The organism is Flavobacterium odoriferum, from assembly GCF_025499515.1.
GTDB classification, from domain to species: Bacteria; Bacteroidota; Bacteroidia; order Flavobacteriales; family Flavobacteriaceae; genus Flavobacterium; species Flavobacterium odoriferum.
This window is the reverse complement of the sequence record NZ_JAMKFA010000007.1, coordinates 241,336-259,121: the sequence shown is the minus strand read 5'-3', so window position 1 is coordinate 259,121 and position 17,786 is coordinate 241,336. Positions and strand designations below refer to the sequence as shown.

The 17,786-nt window shown below is 32.6% G+C and carries 16 protein-coding genes; 9 read left to right on the top strand and 7 right to left on the bottom strand.

Annotated features, from left to right (window positions below; genetic code table 11):
• Positions 1–178: 178 nt before the first annotated feature.
• Both M9Q43_RS07230 and M9Q43_RS07225 read right to left on the bottom strand, forming a co-directional pair.
• A complete protein-coding gene (locus tag M9Q43_RS07230; protein ID WP_262318271.1) occupies positions 179–1,723 on the bottom strand; it encodes an autotransporter outer membrane beta-barrel domain-containing protein in 1,545 nt (514 codons plus the stop codon).
• Between the two features lie 173 nt (positions 1,724–1,896).
• Positions 1,897–3,579: a hypothetical protein gene (locus tag M9Q43_RS07225; protein ID WP_262318270.1), complete on the bottom strand. Its 1,683-nt coding sequence runs from the start codon at positions 3,577–3,579 to the stop codon at positions 1,897–1,899.
• 166 nt (positions 3,580–3,745) lie between these two features.
• Between M9Q43_RS07225 and M9Q43_RS07220 the strand changes: the two genes are divergently transcribed.
• From M9Q43_RS07220 to hemL, 4 genes are read left to right on the top strand one after another with little or no spacing between them, the layout of a single operon-like run.
• The gene (locus M9Q43_RS07220) at positions 3,746–5,635 is read left to right on the top strand and encodes a T9SS sorting signal type C domain-containing protein (RefSeq protein WP_262318269.1); all 1,890 of its coding nucleotides are present in this window, start codon (positions 3,746–3,748) and stop codon (positions 5,633–5,635) included.
• A gap of 49 nt (positions 5,636–5,684) precedes the next feature.
• Positions 5,685–6,596, top strand: coding sequence for a 1-aminocyclopropane-1-carboxylate deaminase/D-cysteine desulfhydrase (locus M9Q43_RS07215; RefSeq protein ID WP_262318268.1), 912 nt, complete (start codon positions 5,685–5,687; stop codon positions 6,594–6,596).
• A complete protein-coding gene (locus M9Q43_RS07210) occupies positions 6,589–7,449 on the top strand; it encodes a glucosaminidase domain-containing protein (protein ID WP_262318267.1) in 861 nt (286 codons plus the stop codon). The genes M9Q43_RS07215 and M9Q43_RS07210 overlap by 8 nt, the downstream gene beginning before the upstream one ends.
• Complete coding sequence (gene hemL / locus M9Q43_RS07205) at positions 7,449–8,735, top strand: glutamate-1-semialdehyde 2,1-aminomutase (RefSeq protein ID WP_262318266.1); 1,287 nt, start codon at positions 7,449–7,451, stop codon at positions 8,733–8,735. The genes M9Q43_RS07210 and hemL overlap by 1 nt, the downstream gene beginning before the upstream one ends.
• A gap of 28 nt (positions 8,736–8,763) precedes the next feature.
• Here hemL and M9Q43_RS07200 read toward each other — a convergent pair whose 3' ends face one another.
• The gene (locus tag M9Q43_RS07200) at positions 8,764–9,084 is read right to left on the bottom strand and encodes a hypothetical protein (protein WP_262318265.1); all 321 of its coding nucleotides are present in this window, start codon (positions 9,082–9,084) and stop codon (positions 8,764–8,766) included.
• A gap of 72 nt (positions 9,085–9,156) precedes the next feature.
• Positions 9,157–9,603: a hypothetical protein gene (locus M9Q43_RS07195; RefSeq protein ID WP_262318264.1), complete on the bottom strand. Its 447-nt coding sequence runs from the start codon at positions 9,601–9,603 to the stop codon at positions 9,157–9,159.
• Between the two features lie 161 nt (positions 9,604–9,764).
• Between M9Q43_RS07195 and M9Q43_RS07190 the strand changes: the two genes are divergently transcribed.
• The 4 genes from M9Q43_RS07190 (at position 9,765) to M9Q43_RS07175 (ending at position 13,186) form a co-directional block, all read left to right on the top strand.
• Positions 9,765–10,109, top strand: a complete 345-nt coding sequence (locus tag M9Q43_RS07190; protein ID WP_262318263.1) for a hypothetical protein — start codon at positions 9,765–9,767, stop codon at positions 10,107–10,109.
• Positions 10,110–10,234: 125 nt separating this feature from the next.
• Entirely contained in the window at positions 10,235–11,014 is a 780-nt protein-coding gene (locus tag M9Q43_RS07185) for an MbnP family protein (protein WP_262318262.1), read from the top strand.
• Between the two features lie 164 nt (positions 11,015–11,178).
• A complete protein-coding gene (locus tag M9Q43_RS07180) occupies positions 11,179–12,219 on the top strand; it encodes a cytochrome-c peroxidase (RefSeq protein WP_262318261.1) in 1,041 nt (346 codons plus the stop codon).
• A gap of 4 nt (positions 12,220–12,223) precedes the next feature.
• The gene (locus M9Q43_RS07175; protein WP_262318260.1) at positions 12,224–13,186 is read left to right on the top strand and encodes a transporter; all 963 of its coding nucleotides are present in this window, start codon (positions 12,224–12,226) and stop codon (positions 13,184–13,186) included.
• A gap of 36 nt (positions 13,187–13,222) precedes the next feature.
• Here M9Q43_RS07175 and M9Q43_RS07170 read toward each other — a convergent pair whose 3' ends face one another.
• The 3 genes from M9Q43_RS07170 to lysS are packed head-to-tail and all read right to left on the bottom strand — an operon-like array spanning position 13,223 to position 16,769.
• Entirely contained in the window at positions 13,223–13,735 is a 513-nt protein-coding gene (locus M9Q43_RS07170) for a hypothetical protein (RefSeq protein ID WP_262318259.1), read from the bottom strand.
• Positions 13,732–15,054: an ATP-binding protein gene (locus M9Q43_RS07165; RefSeq protein ID WP_262318258.1), complete on the bottom strand. Its 1,323-nt coding sequence runs from the start codon at positions 15,052–15,054 to the stop codon at positions 13,732–13,734. The genes M9Q43_RS07170 and M9Q43_RS07165 overlap by 4 nt, the downstream gene beginning before the upstream one ends.
• Positions 15,055–15,071: 17 nt before the next feature.
• Positions 15,072–16,769 (bottom strand): lysine--tRNA ligase, encoded by a 1,698-nt coding sequence (lysS, locus tag M9Q43_RS07160; protein WP_262318257.1) that lies wholly within the window; start codon positions 16,767–16,769, stop codon positions 15,072–15,074.
• Positions 16,770–16,986: 217 nt separating this feature from the next.
• On the opposite strand from lysS, the gene lipB reads away from it, so the two are divergent.
• A complete protein-coding gene (gene lipB, locus M9Q43_RS07155; RefSeq protein ID WP_262318256.1) occupies positions 16,987–17,682 on the top strand; it encodes a lipoyl(octanoyl) transferase LipB in 696 nt (231 codons plus the stop codon).
• The last annotated feature ends 104 nt before the right edge of the window (positions 17,683–17,786 follow it).

Here is a 17,786-nt window from a genome sequence, read left to right as displayed (position 1 = left end):
AAATAGCAACAAAAAATATGAATAATGTTAAGAAAACATTATTTTGTTGATAAGTTGTTCGTTTGTAGGGATAAAAAATATGCTAAGTAAAATTATATTCAAAATTTTGTAAGAAATTTTTATTTCTATTTTGGTAAAAAAAAAGAGCTAAATCATTTTAGCTCTTTTTAAATTATTTTTAATTTTTACTAATTTCTTTCTTTCCTATTTTTGGTGTAGAAGTAACACCTTCTTTTATTCTTTTAATTGCTTTAGGAGCAATTGGTAATCTTACATCAGTGTGATTTGATAGAATGTTACCTTCACTATCAGTTCTGTCTGCTCTTGAAGCTACAATTTGATAACTAAATGAAATATTACTTGTTCCATTTTGTAGTTCTTTTACTTCAAATCCTTCTTGTGATTTGTTGGTTACATAAACACCATTACAATCTCCTTCTAATTGAATAAATACTTTTAGAGGGTGTTTTTCATTTACAACAATGTTTTTTGCTAAAATAGGGTCTATTTTTATTTCGGCTTTCCCATTAATTAATTTTGCAGTTCCAAAATCTTGAAATAAAATTTCTGGGGCTTCTGGAGCAAACATAATGTGTTCATTTTCACCTTCACCTTTAATTATAGTAGAAACTACACCAGTTCCTAAAATTTTGTAATTTGTATTACCTGACCCTGGATTCCATCTTGCGCCTACATATGCGTAGTCTCCAGTATTCCCGCCAGTGTTTGTTGTTGCTGCACCAGAAGGTGCATTTGAAACAGTGTCTTGTCCTCCTGAAAAATAGCCTCCAAAATAAATATTAGATCCGACATAATTATCATCACGTCCTGCTAACATAGCTAATGGGCTATTAGCGTCACTTGTTGCAAGATTGTTGTCCATGTCGTAGCTAAAATAACCGCCATAACGTTGTGCGCCTACAGTACCAGTTGACATTCCATAGATACCAATTGAACCTGTTCCAGAAACTCCAGATGCATAGCCAACTAAAGTAGAGTAAGAAGTACCATTTGCTAGTCCAACTACTCCTGTTCCTGTAGTTCCTGCACTTTGTCCTACGGTTCCAACGCCGGAGGCAGCATTTGAGTTGTAGCCATAGGCTCCCCAACCACCTGCATTATTGTTGCTAGCATACATTCCTACACCATTAGCGCCTTGAGATCTTGCATATACTCCTGTGCCACCATCAACGGCAGAATATCCCGATAAAGCGTCAATGGTTACATCATTTGAATAAGAAACTGTTTTGCCCCAAGCGGTTGGTGCAATATTAATTCCTAAATTTCCGGTGTTTGCAAATCTTGCTCTAACCACATTATTCGTTGTAAAATCTAATGAAACATTATCTGTAGTTCCTAAAAAATGTGTCCCTGCTGCAGTTCCAGTATTTCCAGTTAAAGACCAATCTAATCCTCCAGGCGAACCTGCAAAAGCTACCCATCTTGCTCCATTCCAAAAATATAACCCAGGACCTACGTTGTTAGGTGAAACACCTGCTGTGGCAGTATTGTAGACTACGGTACCTGCAACTATTCCTCCTCCTTGTGGATTAACTACGGGTGCTTCAACTATAGTTGATGTTAAAGCTACTCTTGGCGGAATTAATCCATTTGTTGACGAGGACACGTCTAATGCTCCGGCTGGTGTTGTAGTTCCTACTCCCACTTGGGCTAATAAACTAATTGGCAACATAAAAAAACTGACAAGTAATATTTTATTCATAACAAGTAAGGGTTTGTTGTTAATAATTTAATAATTATGTTAAAGTATTAAAAAAAAACAACAAAAGCATTTTTTTGTTTTAAAATCCGATGAAATACAGTTTTTATCGATAAAATACATAAAAAAAGAGCTTACTAATTTAGTAAGCTCTTTTTGAGTGCGTTATGTAGAAATTATTTTTTAGTAATCTCTTTGATTTGAGAAGCTCTTAGATTTTCTTTCTTTTTTGTTCTTTCACCTGGTCTTTTTGCTTCTTTAGTTTCGTTCATTCTTTTAATTTTTTCAGGGCTTATCGGAGCATTGGTACCGAATTTTACTTCTCCATTTTCACTCCAAATACCTAAGCCTCCATCAAGTTCGTCATTATGCATTAACAAATCTAAATTTTTATCATAATCTTTTGTAAGTATTTCGCTAGAAACTGGTTCAAACTTAGAATTTTTCTCTGCAATCGCAATCCAATTAAAATTAATATTTGAGTTTCCGTTATTGTTTTCTTTAATTGAAAAACCATTTTTATCAACAGAAACTATGTGAACACCTTTACTTTCACCGATAGGAGTAATTGTAACAATTATAGGTTTAGATTCGTCAATAATTTCAGAATAGTTTTTATTGAAAGAAATATAAGATTCCCCATTTGCTAATTTTCCAACTCCTTTATCTTGAATATCTAAATTCATGGATGTAGATGCGTAAGAAACTGATTTTGAACCATCATTTTTTTTATCTAAAACAATAAATGATTCATTTGTAATATTTTTTCCTAACGAATAATTAGCAAATCGATCGCCTTTAGAAATCTGACCATATTCATAACCTCTTATCCAACCACCTACTACACCACCGTATACACCTAAACCTATAGAAGTATCAATAAAATTTGATGTTGCTGTTCTTCCTCCTGCTATTCCGTTAGCTCTTGTCGTCCCAAATGCATAAACTCCAAAATCATTACCTCCACTACTAAAATACCCAAGCGCTGCTCTACCAAATCCAAAATCATCACCAAAAACACCTCCGCTTCTTGTTGTAAGACCACCTCTACCAATAACACCAAATTTATAAGTTCCAGCGCTTGCAGCTGTTATAGCACCATCTCCTGAAACTCCAGCTATAATTGTATTAAAATCTGTGCCAGGTGTAGTATTATTTATAAGTCCTCTAACACCTGCTCCATTTGCATTTGTTCCGTTATATTCTCCTTGAACTCCTGCAAATAATGTTGTTCCTCCAGTTACTTGGCCATAAACTCCAGCTCCATCTTGATCCGTATAACCATTAACTGCCCATGGGAAAGCGGCATTTCCTTCAGAGATACCATTCATTAAATCGCCAGGCAAAACAGTTTCTAATCCTCCAATAAAAAACTCTCCAAATTGTGAAACTCTGGCTGCATGTAATCCAGAAGTTCTAATGTCAAAATTAGTAGCATCATAGGTTCCTACAAAGTGTGTTCCTTGTGTTGCAGCTACCAAAGGAGTCGTTGTTCCGGTTATACCGCCATCAATTCCTCCATTTCCAATAATAGACCAATCTAATCCTCCCGGAGAACCAGCTAATGAAACCCATCGTGTTCCATTCCAATAATACATTCCAGGAGAAACATTGTTAGGGATAACACCATTGGTGTTTGTGTTCCATACTAGAGTTCCGGGAACAAGTCCGCCACCTTGAGGGTTAACTACAGGTGCTTCAACATTTAATGCGGTTAGTGCAACTCTTGGAGGTATCATACCTTGTGTTGTTGATGAAATGTCCAATGCTCCAGCTGGCGCAGTAGTGCCCACACCAACTTGAGCAAACGAGTATGCACTGCAAAATAATGCGGCTAAAAGTAATTTTTTAACTTCCATAGTAGTAGGGGTTTGTATTTTGTTTTTTTGTTTTTTGTAAATCTATATGCGACAAAATTACGTAAATATTTATTATAACAAAATTTTAAGAAAAAAACTTTGAATTGTTGTTAAATAATTTTTTATTAATATATTTGTAACTTAACAAAGTCTAAACTATTAGATTATGAAAAGAAAAATACTTTCGTTTGTCGCTTTTTTTGGATTAGCATCAATGGCTAATGCTCAAATGTATGTATCTCCTGGGAGTTATGTATTTATGAATAATCAGTACATGTATGTAACTCAAGATGTAAACATACAAGGTACAGGTAATTTTTATTTGAGAAACACTTCTCAACTATTGCAAGGTGGAACAGGAGCAGGAGCAAATGCAGGAGCAGGAGATTTGTCTGTGTTTCAAGAAGGAACAGTTAACAATTTTCAATACAACTATTGGTGTTCACCAGTAGGAGCTCCATTAGCTGCTGCAGGTAATAATCCTTTTGGAATTACAAGATTGTATAGACCAACTGGTTTAACAGCTAGTACTGCTGCAACTATTTTACCAACTTCAAATTACAATGGAACATCAAATCCTTTGGCTATTGCGCCTTATTGGATATGGAAATTTATAACTTCATCTACCTATGCACAATGGGTTTCTGTAGGTTCTGCATCTACAATTAATGTGGGTGAAGGTTTTACTATGAAAGGAACTTCTGGAACCGATAATACAATTGCACAAGTAGCAGAAAATGTTCAAAATAATACAGGAAGCAGACAACGTTACGATTTTAGAGGAAAACCAAACGATGGTACTATTTCTGTGGCGGTTTCTAATGGAAATTTCACATTAGTAGGTAATCCTTATCCAAGTGCGGTTGATTTGAATATGTATTTGAGAGCTAATGCTCCAGGTCCTGATTTGTTGTGGGGAACGGCTGACGATGTTGGGTTAAACAATACTTCAATTGATGGGACAGCATATTTTTGGGAACAAGTTGCTGTTAATTCACATTACTTAAATCAATATGAAGGTGGATATGGAACATACACTCCAGGTTCGGGCTATACTCCAGCAGATTTTTGGAATTATAATGGAGATGGTACTTATAATGTTAATTTAGTTCCTGCAGGAACAGCAAATTTACACTTAAGATTTACGCCTATTGGTCAAGGTTTTATGGTTAGAGGTGATGGAGCAGGTACAGCTACAATGCGAAATTCATATCGCGTTTTTAGACGAGAAACAGATGTAGATGCAACTCCTTTAGCAAGAAGCACAACTGAAAGTTCTTCTATTGATAGTGATTTGTTTTATGATGAAATTCCTAATGTTGCGGGTACAGACTACACCACACAACGTGTGAATTATTACGCACCACAAATAGCTTTGGTTGCATTCATAAATGATGGAGGTTATCTTTTTAATAGATTAGGATTTGCAAATGGCTATTCTGATGGTTTTGAAAAAGGAGCTGATACTCCAGGAGTCAATGCTGCTAATCCAATTAGTTTTTATCAAGTTTTAGAGGGAACAACTAATGAATTTAGAACTTCATTAACTTCTTTTGATATTGATAAAGGTTATCCAATCGGGTTTAGATGTGATTCACAAACACGTTTTCAAGTTAGGGTGTCAGAATATTTATATGGGTTTGATCTATCTGACGAAGTGTTTATTCATGATAAATTAACGGATATTTATTATGATATTAAGAATGGAGTTTTTGATATGACTTTACCTGCAGGGGATAATAAAACAAGATTTGAAATTACATTTAAAAATACGGGAGGAACTTTAACAACTCCAGATGAGGCGAATAATATGTTTGCTGTTGTTCAAAATAATGAACAAGGAATGTTAACCATTTTAAATACATATAAAAAAGATATTAAATCAATTACATTATATGATATTACAGGTAAATTAATTTTAAATAAAGAAAATTTAGGTAATAATGATTCTTATCAATTTGCTACAGGAGCTTTAAGTGATGGTGTTTACGTTGTAAAAGCAACTACTGCAGATAATATTAATGTAAGTAAAAAAGTATCTATTTATAAAAAATAAACACATATTGTAGTATATTTGAAAGCAGCTTATTCAAGCTGCTTTTTTTATGGAAAAAAGTCAAAATCAGAAAATCGAAATGGTTTTTCCAAACGGAATTGAACTCTACATTAAAAGAGAAGATTTACTGCATCCCATAATTTCAGGTAATAAATTCCGAAAGTTGAAATACAATTTGGAAGAAGCTAAAAAATTAGGATTCAAAAAAATACTTACTTTTGGGGGTGCTTTTTCTAATCATATTGTCGCTGTTGCAGGAGCAGGAGTAGCCTTTGGTTTTGAAACTATTGGCGTAATTCGTGGAGAGGAATTGATTGATAAAGTTCAGGAAAACCCATCTTTAGCATTTGCACAACAAAATGGAATGCGATTTCACTTTGTGGATCGAACAACATATCGAGACAAATCAGATAAAAAATTTGTAGAAAGTTTACATGATTTGTACGGTGATTTTTACTTAATTCCAGAAGGAGGGACTAATCAATTAGCAATAAAAGGTTGTGAAGAAATTTTAACCGCAAAAGATAAATCTACATTTGATTTTGTTTGTTGTGCGATGGGAACTGGCGGAACGATTTCAGGAATTATCAATTCAGCAAACGCTACACAAGAAATTATTGGATTTTCTTCTTTAAAAGGTGGTTTTTTATCTGATGTAATTCGTAATTTTGTGCAGAAAGAAAATTGGAACATAAATTGCGAGTATAATTTTGGCGGTTATGGAAAAGTTTCTGACGAGTTAATTCGGTTTTTGAATATATTTCATCAACAAACAAATATTTCGTTAGACCCTATTTACACTGGAAAAATGATGTTTGGAATATTGGATTTAATCCAAAAAGATTATTTTCCTGCACATTCGAAAATTTTAGCAATCCACACTGGAGGTTTGCAAGGAATATCAGGAATGAACGATTTATTAAGAAAGAAAAACAAAGAAACAATACAATATAATGATTAAGAAAATTGCCTTATTACTGACAATTATTTTGATGGCAAGTTGTAACAGTACACGACCTGTTGTTCGTACAACTTCAAAGTCAAAACCTAAAACAACAACGACTAAAAAACCAGTTGTTCAAAACACTCCAAAAACGACTACGAATGCCCCAAAAACAAATTCAAGTAATGATGGGAAAGAGGTGCAATTAGAAGCAACTTCTAATGTAAGAACATACGAAGAAGAAATCAAATTGTATATTTCTAACTTTCAAGAAATTGCTAAAAACAACATGAAAGAACACGGAATTCCAGCAAGTATAACTCTAGCACAAGGAATTTTAGAATCAGGTGCGGGAAAAGGAAAATTAGCACAATCTGCAAATAATCATTTCGGAATAAAATGTCATACGGGTTGGACAGGTGAAAGTGTAAAACACGATGACGATGCAGCTCAAGAATGTTTTAGAAAATATAATCATCCATCAGAATCATACAGAGATCATTCGTATTTTTTAACCTCTAGAAGTCGTTATTCAAACCTTTTCAAATTAGATAAAGGCGACTATGAATCATGGGCAAAAGGATTAAAAGATGCAGGGTATGCAACCGATAAAAAGTATCCAGATAAATTAATTGGATTAATTGAACGATTTGAATTGTATAAATACGATAACGAAGTATTAAGTCGTAATTATGTCCCTGCTAAAAAAGACCCTTTGGTTGAAATTTCAGAAGGATTATACACCATTCAGCAAGGCGATACATTGTATTCGTTGTCAAAAAAGTTTAATCTTTCTGTTGAAGATTTAAAAAAACTTAACGATATTTCAGATAATGCCATTAATATTGGTCAAAAAATAAAAATCAAGTAATGTTATATAAAAGAAGTAGTGAATTATTTGTTGCCGCAAATAAAGTAATTCCTGGTGGTGTAAACTCGCCAGTTAGAGCATTTAAAGGAGTAGGAGGAACACCAATTTTTGTAAAAGAGGCAAAAGGAGCCTATTTATATGATGAAGATGGAAATCGTTTAATTGATTACATCAACTCTTGGGGACCAATGATATTAGGTCACGCATACGACCCAGTGGTTAATGCAGTTATTGAAAAAGCAAAAAAAGGAACTTCTTTTGGTATGCCAACAGAATTAGAAACGCAAATCGCAGAATTAGCAGTTTCAATGGTTCCAAATATTGATAAAATTAGATTTGTGAATTCAGGCACAGAAGCTTGTATGAGTGCGATTCGCTTGGCTCGAGGTTACACAAAGCGTGATAAAATTATAAAGTTTTCGGGTTGTTACCACGGTCATTCAGATTCGTTTTTAATCGCAGCTGGAAGTGGATTAAGTACTTTTGGTGTGCCAAATAGCCCTGGGGTAACAGAAGGAACAGCAAAAGATACATTATTGGCTAATTATAATGACATCGAAAATGTGAAAGCATTATTTGAAGCTAATAAAAATGAAATTGCTGCAATAATTATAGAACCTGTTGCCGGAAATATGGGATGTATTCCACCTGCAAAAGGATTTTTAGAGGCATTAAGAGCAGTTTGTTCAGAAAACGAGGCAATGCTTATCTTTGATGAAGTTATGACCGGATTTCGCTTAGCAAAAGGTGGTGCTCAAGAATTGTATGACATTCAAGCCGATATTGTTTGTTTTGGAAAAGTAATTGGTGGTGGTTTGCCAGTTGGTGCTTTTGCTGCGAGAGAAGAAATTATGAATTATCTTGCGCCATTAGGACCTGTATACCAAGCTGGAACACTGTCAGGAAATCCATTAGCTATGGCAGCTGGATTTGAAATGTTGAAAGCGTTAAATTCTGATGCTGAAATTTTTAATCGTTTAGATCAAAAAACTGCATATTTAGAAAAAGGAATCCATACAGTTTTAACCGAAGCAAATATTCAATTTACTATAAATAGAGTAGGTTCTATGATTTCAGTACATTTTGATGCAAATCCTGTTTTTGATTTTGAAACTGCTAAAAACGGAGATAACGAAACGTTTAAGAAGTTCTTCCACGGCTTGTTAAATAGAGGAGTTTATATTGCACCATCTGCCTACGAAACATGGTTTATTACAGATGCATTATCTTATAAAGATTTAGATTTTACTATAAAAGCTATTGAAGAAGTGGCTAATGAACTATAAAAAAAGTCCCGCATTTGCGGGACTTTTTTTAATAAAGTAAATCTTCAAATAAGACTTTATTGTTTTTTATTTTAAGAAATTGTTCAGCAGTAAATGTGCTTTTTAATTTATTTTCAATAGTTGCTGCTACTTCCTCTTTTTTCTCTGGAAATCTGTTTACAGTTTCATGCTTGTAAATTAATAGGTCATTTAAGCCTATAGCGACACTGTTGTCAAGATCAATTATTTTAGTTAGTGAATGTAATTCTCTTTTTGCTAAAATTTTCGGATCTTCCTTTTTAGAATCCTGTGCAAAAGCTCCTATTGTGAATGTAAAAAACAAAGCAATTACAGTAATTAAATTTTTCATATAGATATTTTTATAGTTTTCGAAATTCAAATCTAATAGATTTTTTTTAGATTACCAAAAAAACATAAAAAACTATTCTTCTTTTTGTTGAGAAGCTTTTCTTTTTTCTTTACCTTTCTCTTTTCTTTCACTCATTTTTTCTTTTCTATTTTCAAGGTTTTGTTCCCATTTTTGAAATTGTTCAGGTTTTAGAATTTTTTTCATTTGAGCTTTGTGTTCAATTTGATTATCTAGCATTTCATTTTTCATTGCAAACTTTTCATCAGCTGAAGGTTTTTCACCTTTTTCTCTTTTTGCTTTCATTTCAGCCATTTTTGCATCTCTTTTTTTTGCATTTTCTAACAAAATTGCCTTAACTTCTTTCTGCTGTTTAGCATCCAAGTCTAATTCTAAAGTCATTTTTTTAACTTGTAATTCTGTTTGTTGTTCAGGAGTTAATTTTTCTCCTTTTCTACCTCTTTCTTGTGCAAAAGTTAGTGTTGATACTACTAATACTGCTGCTAAAATTAATTTTTTCATCTTTCTTATTTTTTTAATTGTTTGATGATAAGACACTATCATTTTAAAAAGGTTTAATCGTTAACAAAAAATTATTAAAAATGGTTTTTTAATTAATTGCAATAGAAAAACGTTTGTATATTTGTAAAGTGAAAAATTTAGTCATTTTAATCGCTTTTTTTATGCTGGTAAAGCCAGCTATTCCATTTTTGGAATACATTGTTAATTATGACTATATTGTAAAAGAGCTTTGTGAAAATAAGGACAAGCCTGAACTTAAATGTAATGGTAAGTGTCACTTAGCGAAGCAATTAGCAAAATCTGCTGAAGAAGAAAAACCTATTTCTTCTGACAAAAAGCAAAACGTAAAACAAGAAATTGAAACCATGTTTTGTCAAGAATTCAAAGTAGTTTCTTTTGCTGAAAATTTCGTTTTCACAAACAAAAAAATCAATTCTGACTATCAGAATTTGTATGCTTTGACTGCAATACAGTCCACTTTTCATCCACCCACCTCTTTAGTTTAATTTTTTATTACAATCGTTTCTAATTCTAAGAATCGATTAGGATATCTATGTCCAAAATTGTTTAAAGAAATCAATCTTTTAAGCACAAATAATATTAAATTTTAAACTAAAAAATTTTCAAAAAAATGAAATTTCAATTAAAAAATATAGTAGCTGTAATGGCTATAGCTTTAGCATTCACTTCATGTTCAGACGATGATAATAACGCAATAACAGGTGAAGGAAACCTAAAATTAGAATTCGATAACGTTTATGGCGATGCAGATTTTGCTTTTAATACACCTTACACAAACTCAAACGGAGAAGTTGTTAAAGCTTCAAATGCAATTTATATTGTGAGTAATATCGTTTTAACTAAAGAAGATGGTTCAACTTATACTGTGCCTAAAAGCGAAAGCTATTTCTTTGTAAACGAAGCAGATGCTGCAAGTACATTATTAAATTTACCAAACATTCCAGCTGGAAATTACACAAAAGTTACCTTCGGAATAGGTGTTGATCAGGCACAATTTAACGCTGGAGCAGACGGACAAGGAACCATGTGGTCAGATGCGCAAGCATTAGGTATGACATGGTCTTGGGCTGCCGGATATAAATTTGTAAAATTCGAAGGAACTGTTACTTCAGCAACGCATACAAATGCAAATTATAGAGTGCATACAGGAAAAACCGGTGATGTATACAATTATGCAGAAGTTACTTTAGATTTACCAGACAACGCATTAGTAAGAACAAACATTACTCCTCAGGTTCATATCATGGCCGATTTAAAGAAGATTGTTGATGGTACAACAGTTATCAATTTTGAAGAAGGTCTAGACGTAATGGGAGGAACAAAAGTGCAAAACATTTCTGCAAACAACGTTCCTACAATGTTTGAAGTACACCACGTTCACAACGATTAATTTTAGTAAAAGCTAATCCAGCTGTACATTACAAGTCCGCAGGAAAAACAAAAATTTTGTAAGCAAAAAAAAAGAGCTTCTTTGGTCGCTATTTTTTAGCAACAAAATCAATTTGTTTTTCCTTTACGGGCTTTTCATTCCCATCTGGGCTAAAACATAGCGTTATGAAAACAAAATATTTTATGCTGTTGGCAATTGGATTTTTATTCAGTTGCGCATCAGACGATTCATCAGAATACCAAAACATTCCAATTGATTATCAAGTACCATCAAATTTTCCACCATTAGCCTACAATATGGCTAATAATCCATTAACCGAAAAGGGTTTTGAATTAGGAAAAAAAATCTTTTACGATGGTCGTTTAGCATCAGACGGAGTAGTTTCTTGTGGTTTTTGCCACATTCAAGAAGATGCGTTTACACATCACGGACACACCTTTAGTCACGGTGTTGGTGACGGAATTGGAACCCGAAACGCACCACCTATTCAAAACATGGCCTATCAAACCCAGTTTTTTTGGGACGGAGCTGCCGATCATATTGAATTGCTATCAATGGCACCAATTTCAAACGAATTAGAAATGAATGGCAATATCATCAACATTATCAATATGATGAAAAATGATAGTGAGTATAAAAAATTATTCCGTCAAGCTTTTCCAGAAGAAGAAATCAATTCCGAAAACATGCTAAAAGCATTAGCTCAATTTATGACCATGCTCACTTCTTCCAATTCACGTTTTGATAAATATAGAAGAAATGAAGCAGGAGGAACATTGTCTTCAGACGAATTAGCAGGTTATGATTTGTTCAATCAAAAGTGTGCTTCGTGTCATGCCACAGATATATTTACCGATAATTCGTTTAGAAACAACGGATTGCCAATAAATCCGTCAATAAACGACAAAGGAAGATATCGTGTAACCGAATTGGATATTGACAAATACAAGTTTAAAGTGCCAAGTTTGCGAAATATCGAAAAAACGGCACCTTACATGCACGATGGTCGTTTTTATACTTTAGAAGCAGTGTTAAATCATTATGCGTCAGGTGTTTCTAATACTCAAAATTTAGACGCAAGTTTAAACAATGGTGGAACATTAGGAATTCCGTTGACTGCAACCGAAAAATTACAGCTTATTGCCTTCTTAAAAACCTTAACGGATAACGAATTTTTAACCAATCCAAGATTCGCGGAATTTTAAAAAAATGAAAAAATATATCATTATTTTCCTATTGATTTTTCAATATGGATTTACAGCCGAAAAAGACAGTTTGTCAACAATTAATCCGTTTTTAAAATTTCATCAAGTTTCTGAGGTCTTTTTTGATGATTGCGATGCTTGTGGCTGTTCGGCAAGTGGAGGAAGCATGGGTTTTGCCTCAATGTTAAATACCAATTTTGTAGGAATTCGTTATTTTAACCAATCTTATAAAAGTACCGATGGTTTGTATAGTAATTCGGCTTGGTATAATGAAAGTTACAATACGATGCAAGTTTGGGCACGAATTCCAGTGGTGAAAAAAGTACAAATTTCTGCTTTAATTCCGTATCATTTTCATAATCGAGAATCAGCAAACGGAAAACAAAATGTTAACGGAATAGGAGATATTACCATTTTAGGGATGTATCAATTGTACCAAACACACAAGGATAGTACCGTTTTAGTTCATTCATTGCAGGCTGGAGCTGGAATAAAACTTCCAACTGGAAAATTTGATGAAGCAAATAACGGGAGTTTCAATCCAAGTTATCAAGTAGGAACAGGAAGTTTTGATTATCTTTTAGCTACTGAATATGTAGTAAAAAGAAAACAATTTGGACTAAATACGCTTTTAAACTATGTGATAAAAACAGAGAACAATAAAAATTATCGTTTCGGAAATCAATTCAATTATTCAGGAACTTTTTTCTATTTGTATGAACAAGAAAAGTATTCGATAGCACCACAACTTGGCTTTGCAGGTGAAGTATATGAAGATAATTATCAGTTAGGACAAAAAGTACGTAATACTGCTGGCGATATTTTCTTCGGAAAATTGGGCTTTGAAATAGGAAAAGATAAATTTTCTGTTGGAGCAAATGTAATGTTACCAATTACTCAAAATTTGAATGGTGGTAATCTGGAAGCCAATTACCGTTGGAGTTTAAATTTAAATTATAGTTTGTAATAAAAAAAAGGAACTCATTTGAGTTCCTTTTTTAAATTATTCAAATAAGATATAATTTCCTTCATTCAGATTTACATCATATTTTACTTTAAATTCTTTTGTTTTTGTTGATTTACTTGCTTGAGGTGCAATTCTTTTATTATTGTCAAAGGTTATTAAAGCATTTTTACTTTGATAATTTTTAAATAAATTATTTTCAAAATAAAATTTTATAGTATTTTCTAATTGTTTTAAAGCATCTTTTCTTCGGTTGGATAAATTTTCTTTTGTCGCTTTAATTTCAGAAAAACATACTTTTTCATTATCAAATAGGACATAATCACACTGCTTACCATTATCACTATTCATCACACATGAGTCATTTTGAATAAAATTTAAAGATTTACTATGGTTCTTTTCGACGTGTAAATGAAATTTATCATGTGCAGTGACAAAAACACCTTTTTTAGTTTCATTATCATCAAAAATGAAAGAATGTTTGTTGTTAATACTTTTTAAACAACCATTTTCAATAATTTCAGGAAATTGAATTAATAACTCTTCTGTCATAAATTTAATAATTTACTAAACTCATCTGAAAACTCATCTGAAATTCTATCAATCATATTTTCCTTAATTTGACCCAACTTATCATCTGTTATTTTATACGCTTTGCCGTTTTTTAATTGATAAGCAATAAAGTTTTTTGGGTTTAGCCAAGATTCTTTTTTTATAATTTTGTTAACCTCTTTTGGTTTAGATTGTCCTTTATCATAAGCTAATAATAAATTATTTAAAGAGGCTAATATAAAAGGGCTGTGTGTTGTTAGAATTAAATTTTTTCTATCTAACAAACAGTTTTTAACCAAATATTTAATCAACTCATGTTGAGCTTTTGGGTATAAATTTAGTTCAGGTTCTTCAACAACAAAATTGAAGTTATATTCGTCTTTTAGGGACTTTGCGTACTCAACTAATAATAAAATAGGAACAACTGTTTGTAAACCTGAAGCAGACTCCAATAAATCCACTTTTTCAGTTTGATTGTGATATATGTATGATGTTTTTCCTTCTCGTTTATATTTAATCTTCTTATCAATAATACCTAATGGTAATTCTTTTATTGATTTAATTGCTTTTTCATAATCTTGTCCACTATTTAACAAATGTTTTGGGATTTGAACGTTATTATTTATTAAACCAAGAGTGTTTTCAGCTATTAAGTGTAAAAAGTTTCTTTCTGTAGGAATATATAATGAATCAAAAGCATAAACCTCAGGTAAAATATTTAATAGATCTTCATATATAGAAATATAGTTTTCAGGTTTTTTTTCCATTTCTAATATTTCTAATATTTGGTCTATATCAGATTTAGATTTATTTTTTTTAATATTTATAAAATAATCTATGAAAATATTGGTTTTGTCCTCTGATAAGTTAAAATGTCTTATAAACTTTTTTATAAATTCAATTTTTCTAAGGATAATAAAATCTAAATCATAATTAATAAAATCTTTTAAAAAGTCTATTTTTTTATAATTATTTAAATCCCTTTTTACAAGATCTAAACAATTAGAACTCCCGAACTTCAAATATTCACTATTTTCATAAACAAAGCTACTTAGGGAAATGTCTTTAGATTCAAAATTGTCATAGCTTATATAAGTTTCTTGTTTTAGATAACTATATATGTTATATTTTTTTAATTCTTCTTCGAAAGTTATATTTTCATCTCTTCTAAAATTTTCATCCTCAAAAATAGAAAGTAATTTAGCAAGTGTGCTTTTTCCTGATGCTTGTGCACCAATAAAAGTAACCATTTCTCTAACTTCTATTTCAATATCTTTTAGAGGGCCAAAATTTTTAACTATAAGTTTTGCTCTTTCCATAATTCAAATATAGGAAATTATTTCCCTAAATATTCAGCAATTTTATTATCACCGTCAACTGTAATCTTCATTAAGCCATGTTTGCTAATGCCTTTGCTGGCAGCGTCCCATTTTTTACCGCTTAACTCTGATTTTATTTTTAAATCACCAATAGAAATGCCTTCGTTCGCTTTTAAAATTTCAATGATATGTTTTTCGTCTTCCGTTAATTCTGGACCTTTTTTCTCTGGTCGCATTTGCGGGAAGAATAATACTTCTTGAATCGATTGATTGTTCGTTAAAAACATAATCAAACGATCCATTCCAATTCCTAATCCAGAAGTTGGTGGCATTCCATATTCTAAAGCTCTTAAGAAGTCTTCATCGATAATTCCGTTTGCTTCGTCATCACCTTTTGCGGCTAAAGCCATTTGGTTTTCAAAACGCTCTCTTTGGTCAATTGGATCATTTAATTCCGAATACGCATTGGCAATTTCTTTACCACAAACCATCAACTCAAAACGCTCTGTTAATTCGGGATTATCACGGTGCGATTTACATAAAGGCGACATTTCTTTAGGATAATCAGTAATGAACGTTGGTTGAATAAAGTTACCTTCACATTTCTCACCAAAAATTTCATCGATTAATTTTCCTTTACCCATGGTATCGTTTACTTCGATTCCCATAGATTTTGCAGCTTCGCGCAATTCATCTTCCGATTTCCCAGTAATGTCAAAACCTGTGAATTGTTTGATAGCATCTGTCATCGTTACTCTTGCGTAAGGAGCTTTGAAGTTTACTTTATGTTCTCCAAAAGTAGCTTCAGTGGTTCCGTTTACTTGAGTGGCACAATATTCTAATAAATTTTCTGTCATCTCCATCATCCAGTTGTAGTCTTTGTATGCTACATAAATTTCCATTGCGGTAAATTCTGGATTATGCGTTCTGTCCATTCCTTCGTTACGGAAGTTTTTTGAAAATTCGTAAACACCATCAAATCCACCCACGATTAATCTTTTCAAATATAATTCGTTAGCAATTCGCATGTATAATGGAATATCTAAACTGTTATGATGTGTAATAAACGGGCGTGCTGCCGCTCCACCAGGAATCGATTGTAAAACCGGAGTTTCCACTTCCATATAACCTGCTTCGTTGAAAAACGTTCGCATTGCCGTGAACAATTTTGTTCTTTTCATGAAAACTTCTTTCACTTGCGGATTAACTACTAAATCAACGTAACGCATACGGTAGCGTAATTCTGGGTCAGTAAACGCGTCAAACACATGACCTTCTTCATCTGTTTTTGGTAACGGAAGCGGTTTTAAAGTTTTACTCAACATTTTAAAATCATCCACGCGAACACACATTGCGCCTACTTTTGTCATGAATAATTCTCCTTCAATTCCAATAAAGTCACCTAAATCGGTTAATTTTTTGAAAACTTGGTTGTAAAGCGTTTTGTCTTCACCTTCGCAAAGCACATCGCGATTAAAATACAATTGAATTCTTCCTTCGCTGTCTTGTAATTCAGCAAACGAAGCTTTTCCTTGATCACGAACACTCATTAAACGTCCAGCCAAAATAACCTTCTTGCCTTCTTTAAAATTTTCCTTCACTTGCTTTGAAGTGTGATTCACCGGAAATAAATCCGCTGGATAAGGGTTAATTCCAAGTTCGCGTAAAGCGTTTAGTTTGTCTCTTCTAATGATTTCTTGTTCCGAAAGTTGCATAGTATTGTATTTAAGCGTGCAAAGATAATTTATTTTGTTTCAAGTTTCAAGTTCAAAGTTTAATGTTTTTTGAAGCGAATGTTTCGGGCTTTCTTGGTTTCCATATTCCTGCCATCCGTTATATCTTTTTTTCAAAAAGGATGTCACTCCTGTCAGGGCTAATTAGCAAACTATTCGTATCTTTGCGAAACTTTTTCAAAACACAATTTCGTTCGCTATGAATAAAAAAGTCCAACTTCAAGATTTAGGAAATAAAGATTACAAAGAAACTTGGGATTATCAAGAAGAACTATTCAAAGAAATTGTAGACATCAAAGTTCAAAATAGACAATCCAACTCCCAACTCCCAACTCCCAACTTCCTACTCTATGTAGAACATCCGCATGTTTATACTTTGGGAAAAAGTGGCGATGTGTCAAATTTATTACTTTCCGAAAAACAATTAGAAGCAAAAGGAGCTACTTTTTATAAAATAAACAGAGGAGGAGATATTACGTATCATGGACCAGGGCAAATTGTAGGTTATCCAATTTTAGATTTAGAAAATTTTTTTACCGATATTCATAAATATTTACGATTCTTAGAAGAAGCAATCATTCTAACATTAGCAGAATACGGATTGCACGGAACCCGAAGCGAAGGCGAAACAGGGGTTTGGTTTGATGTAGGTACACCATTTGCTAGAAAAATTTGCGCTATGGGAGTGCGAGCATCACGTTGGGTAACCATGCACGGCTTCGCTTTAAATGTAAATGCAGATTTAGGATACTTCGATAACATTATTCCTTGTGGTATAAAAGGAAAAGCCGTTACATCTATGCACGCTGAATTAGGAAAAGGAATAGACGAACAAGAAGTAAAGGAAAAAATCCTAAAACATTTTCAAAATCTATTTGAAGCAGAAATAGTATAACAAAAGCACAGATATAGCACTGATATAGCACTGATATAGCATGGGTATAGTACATGTAAAGTATAGATGCTGTATGAAAAACATTGTAAATGATGTTGGATAAT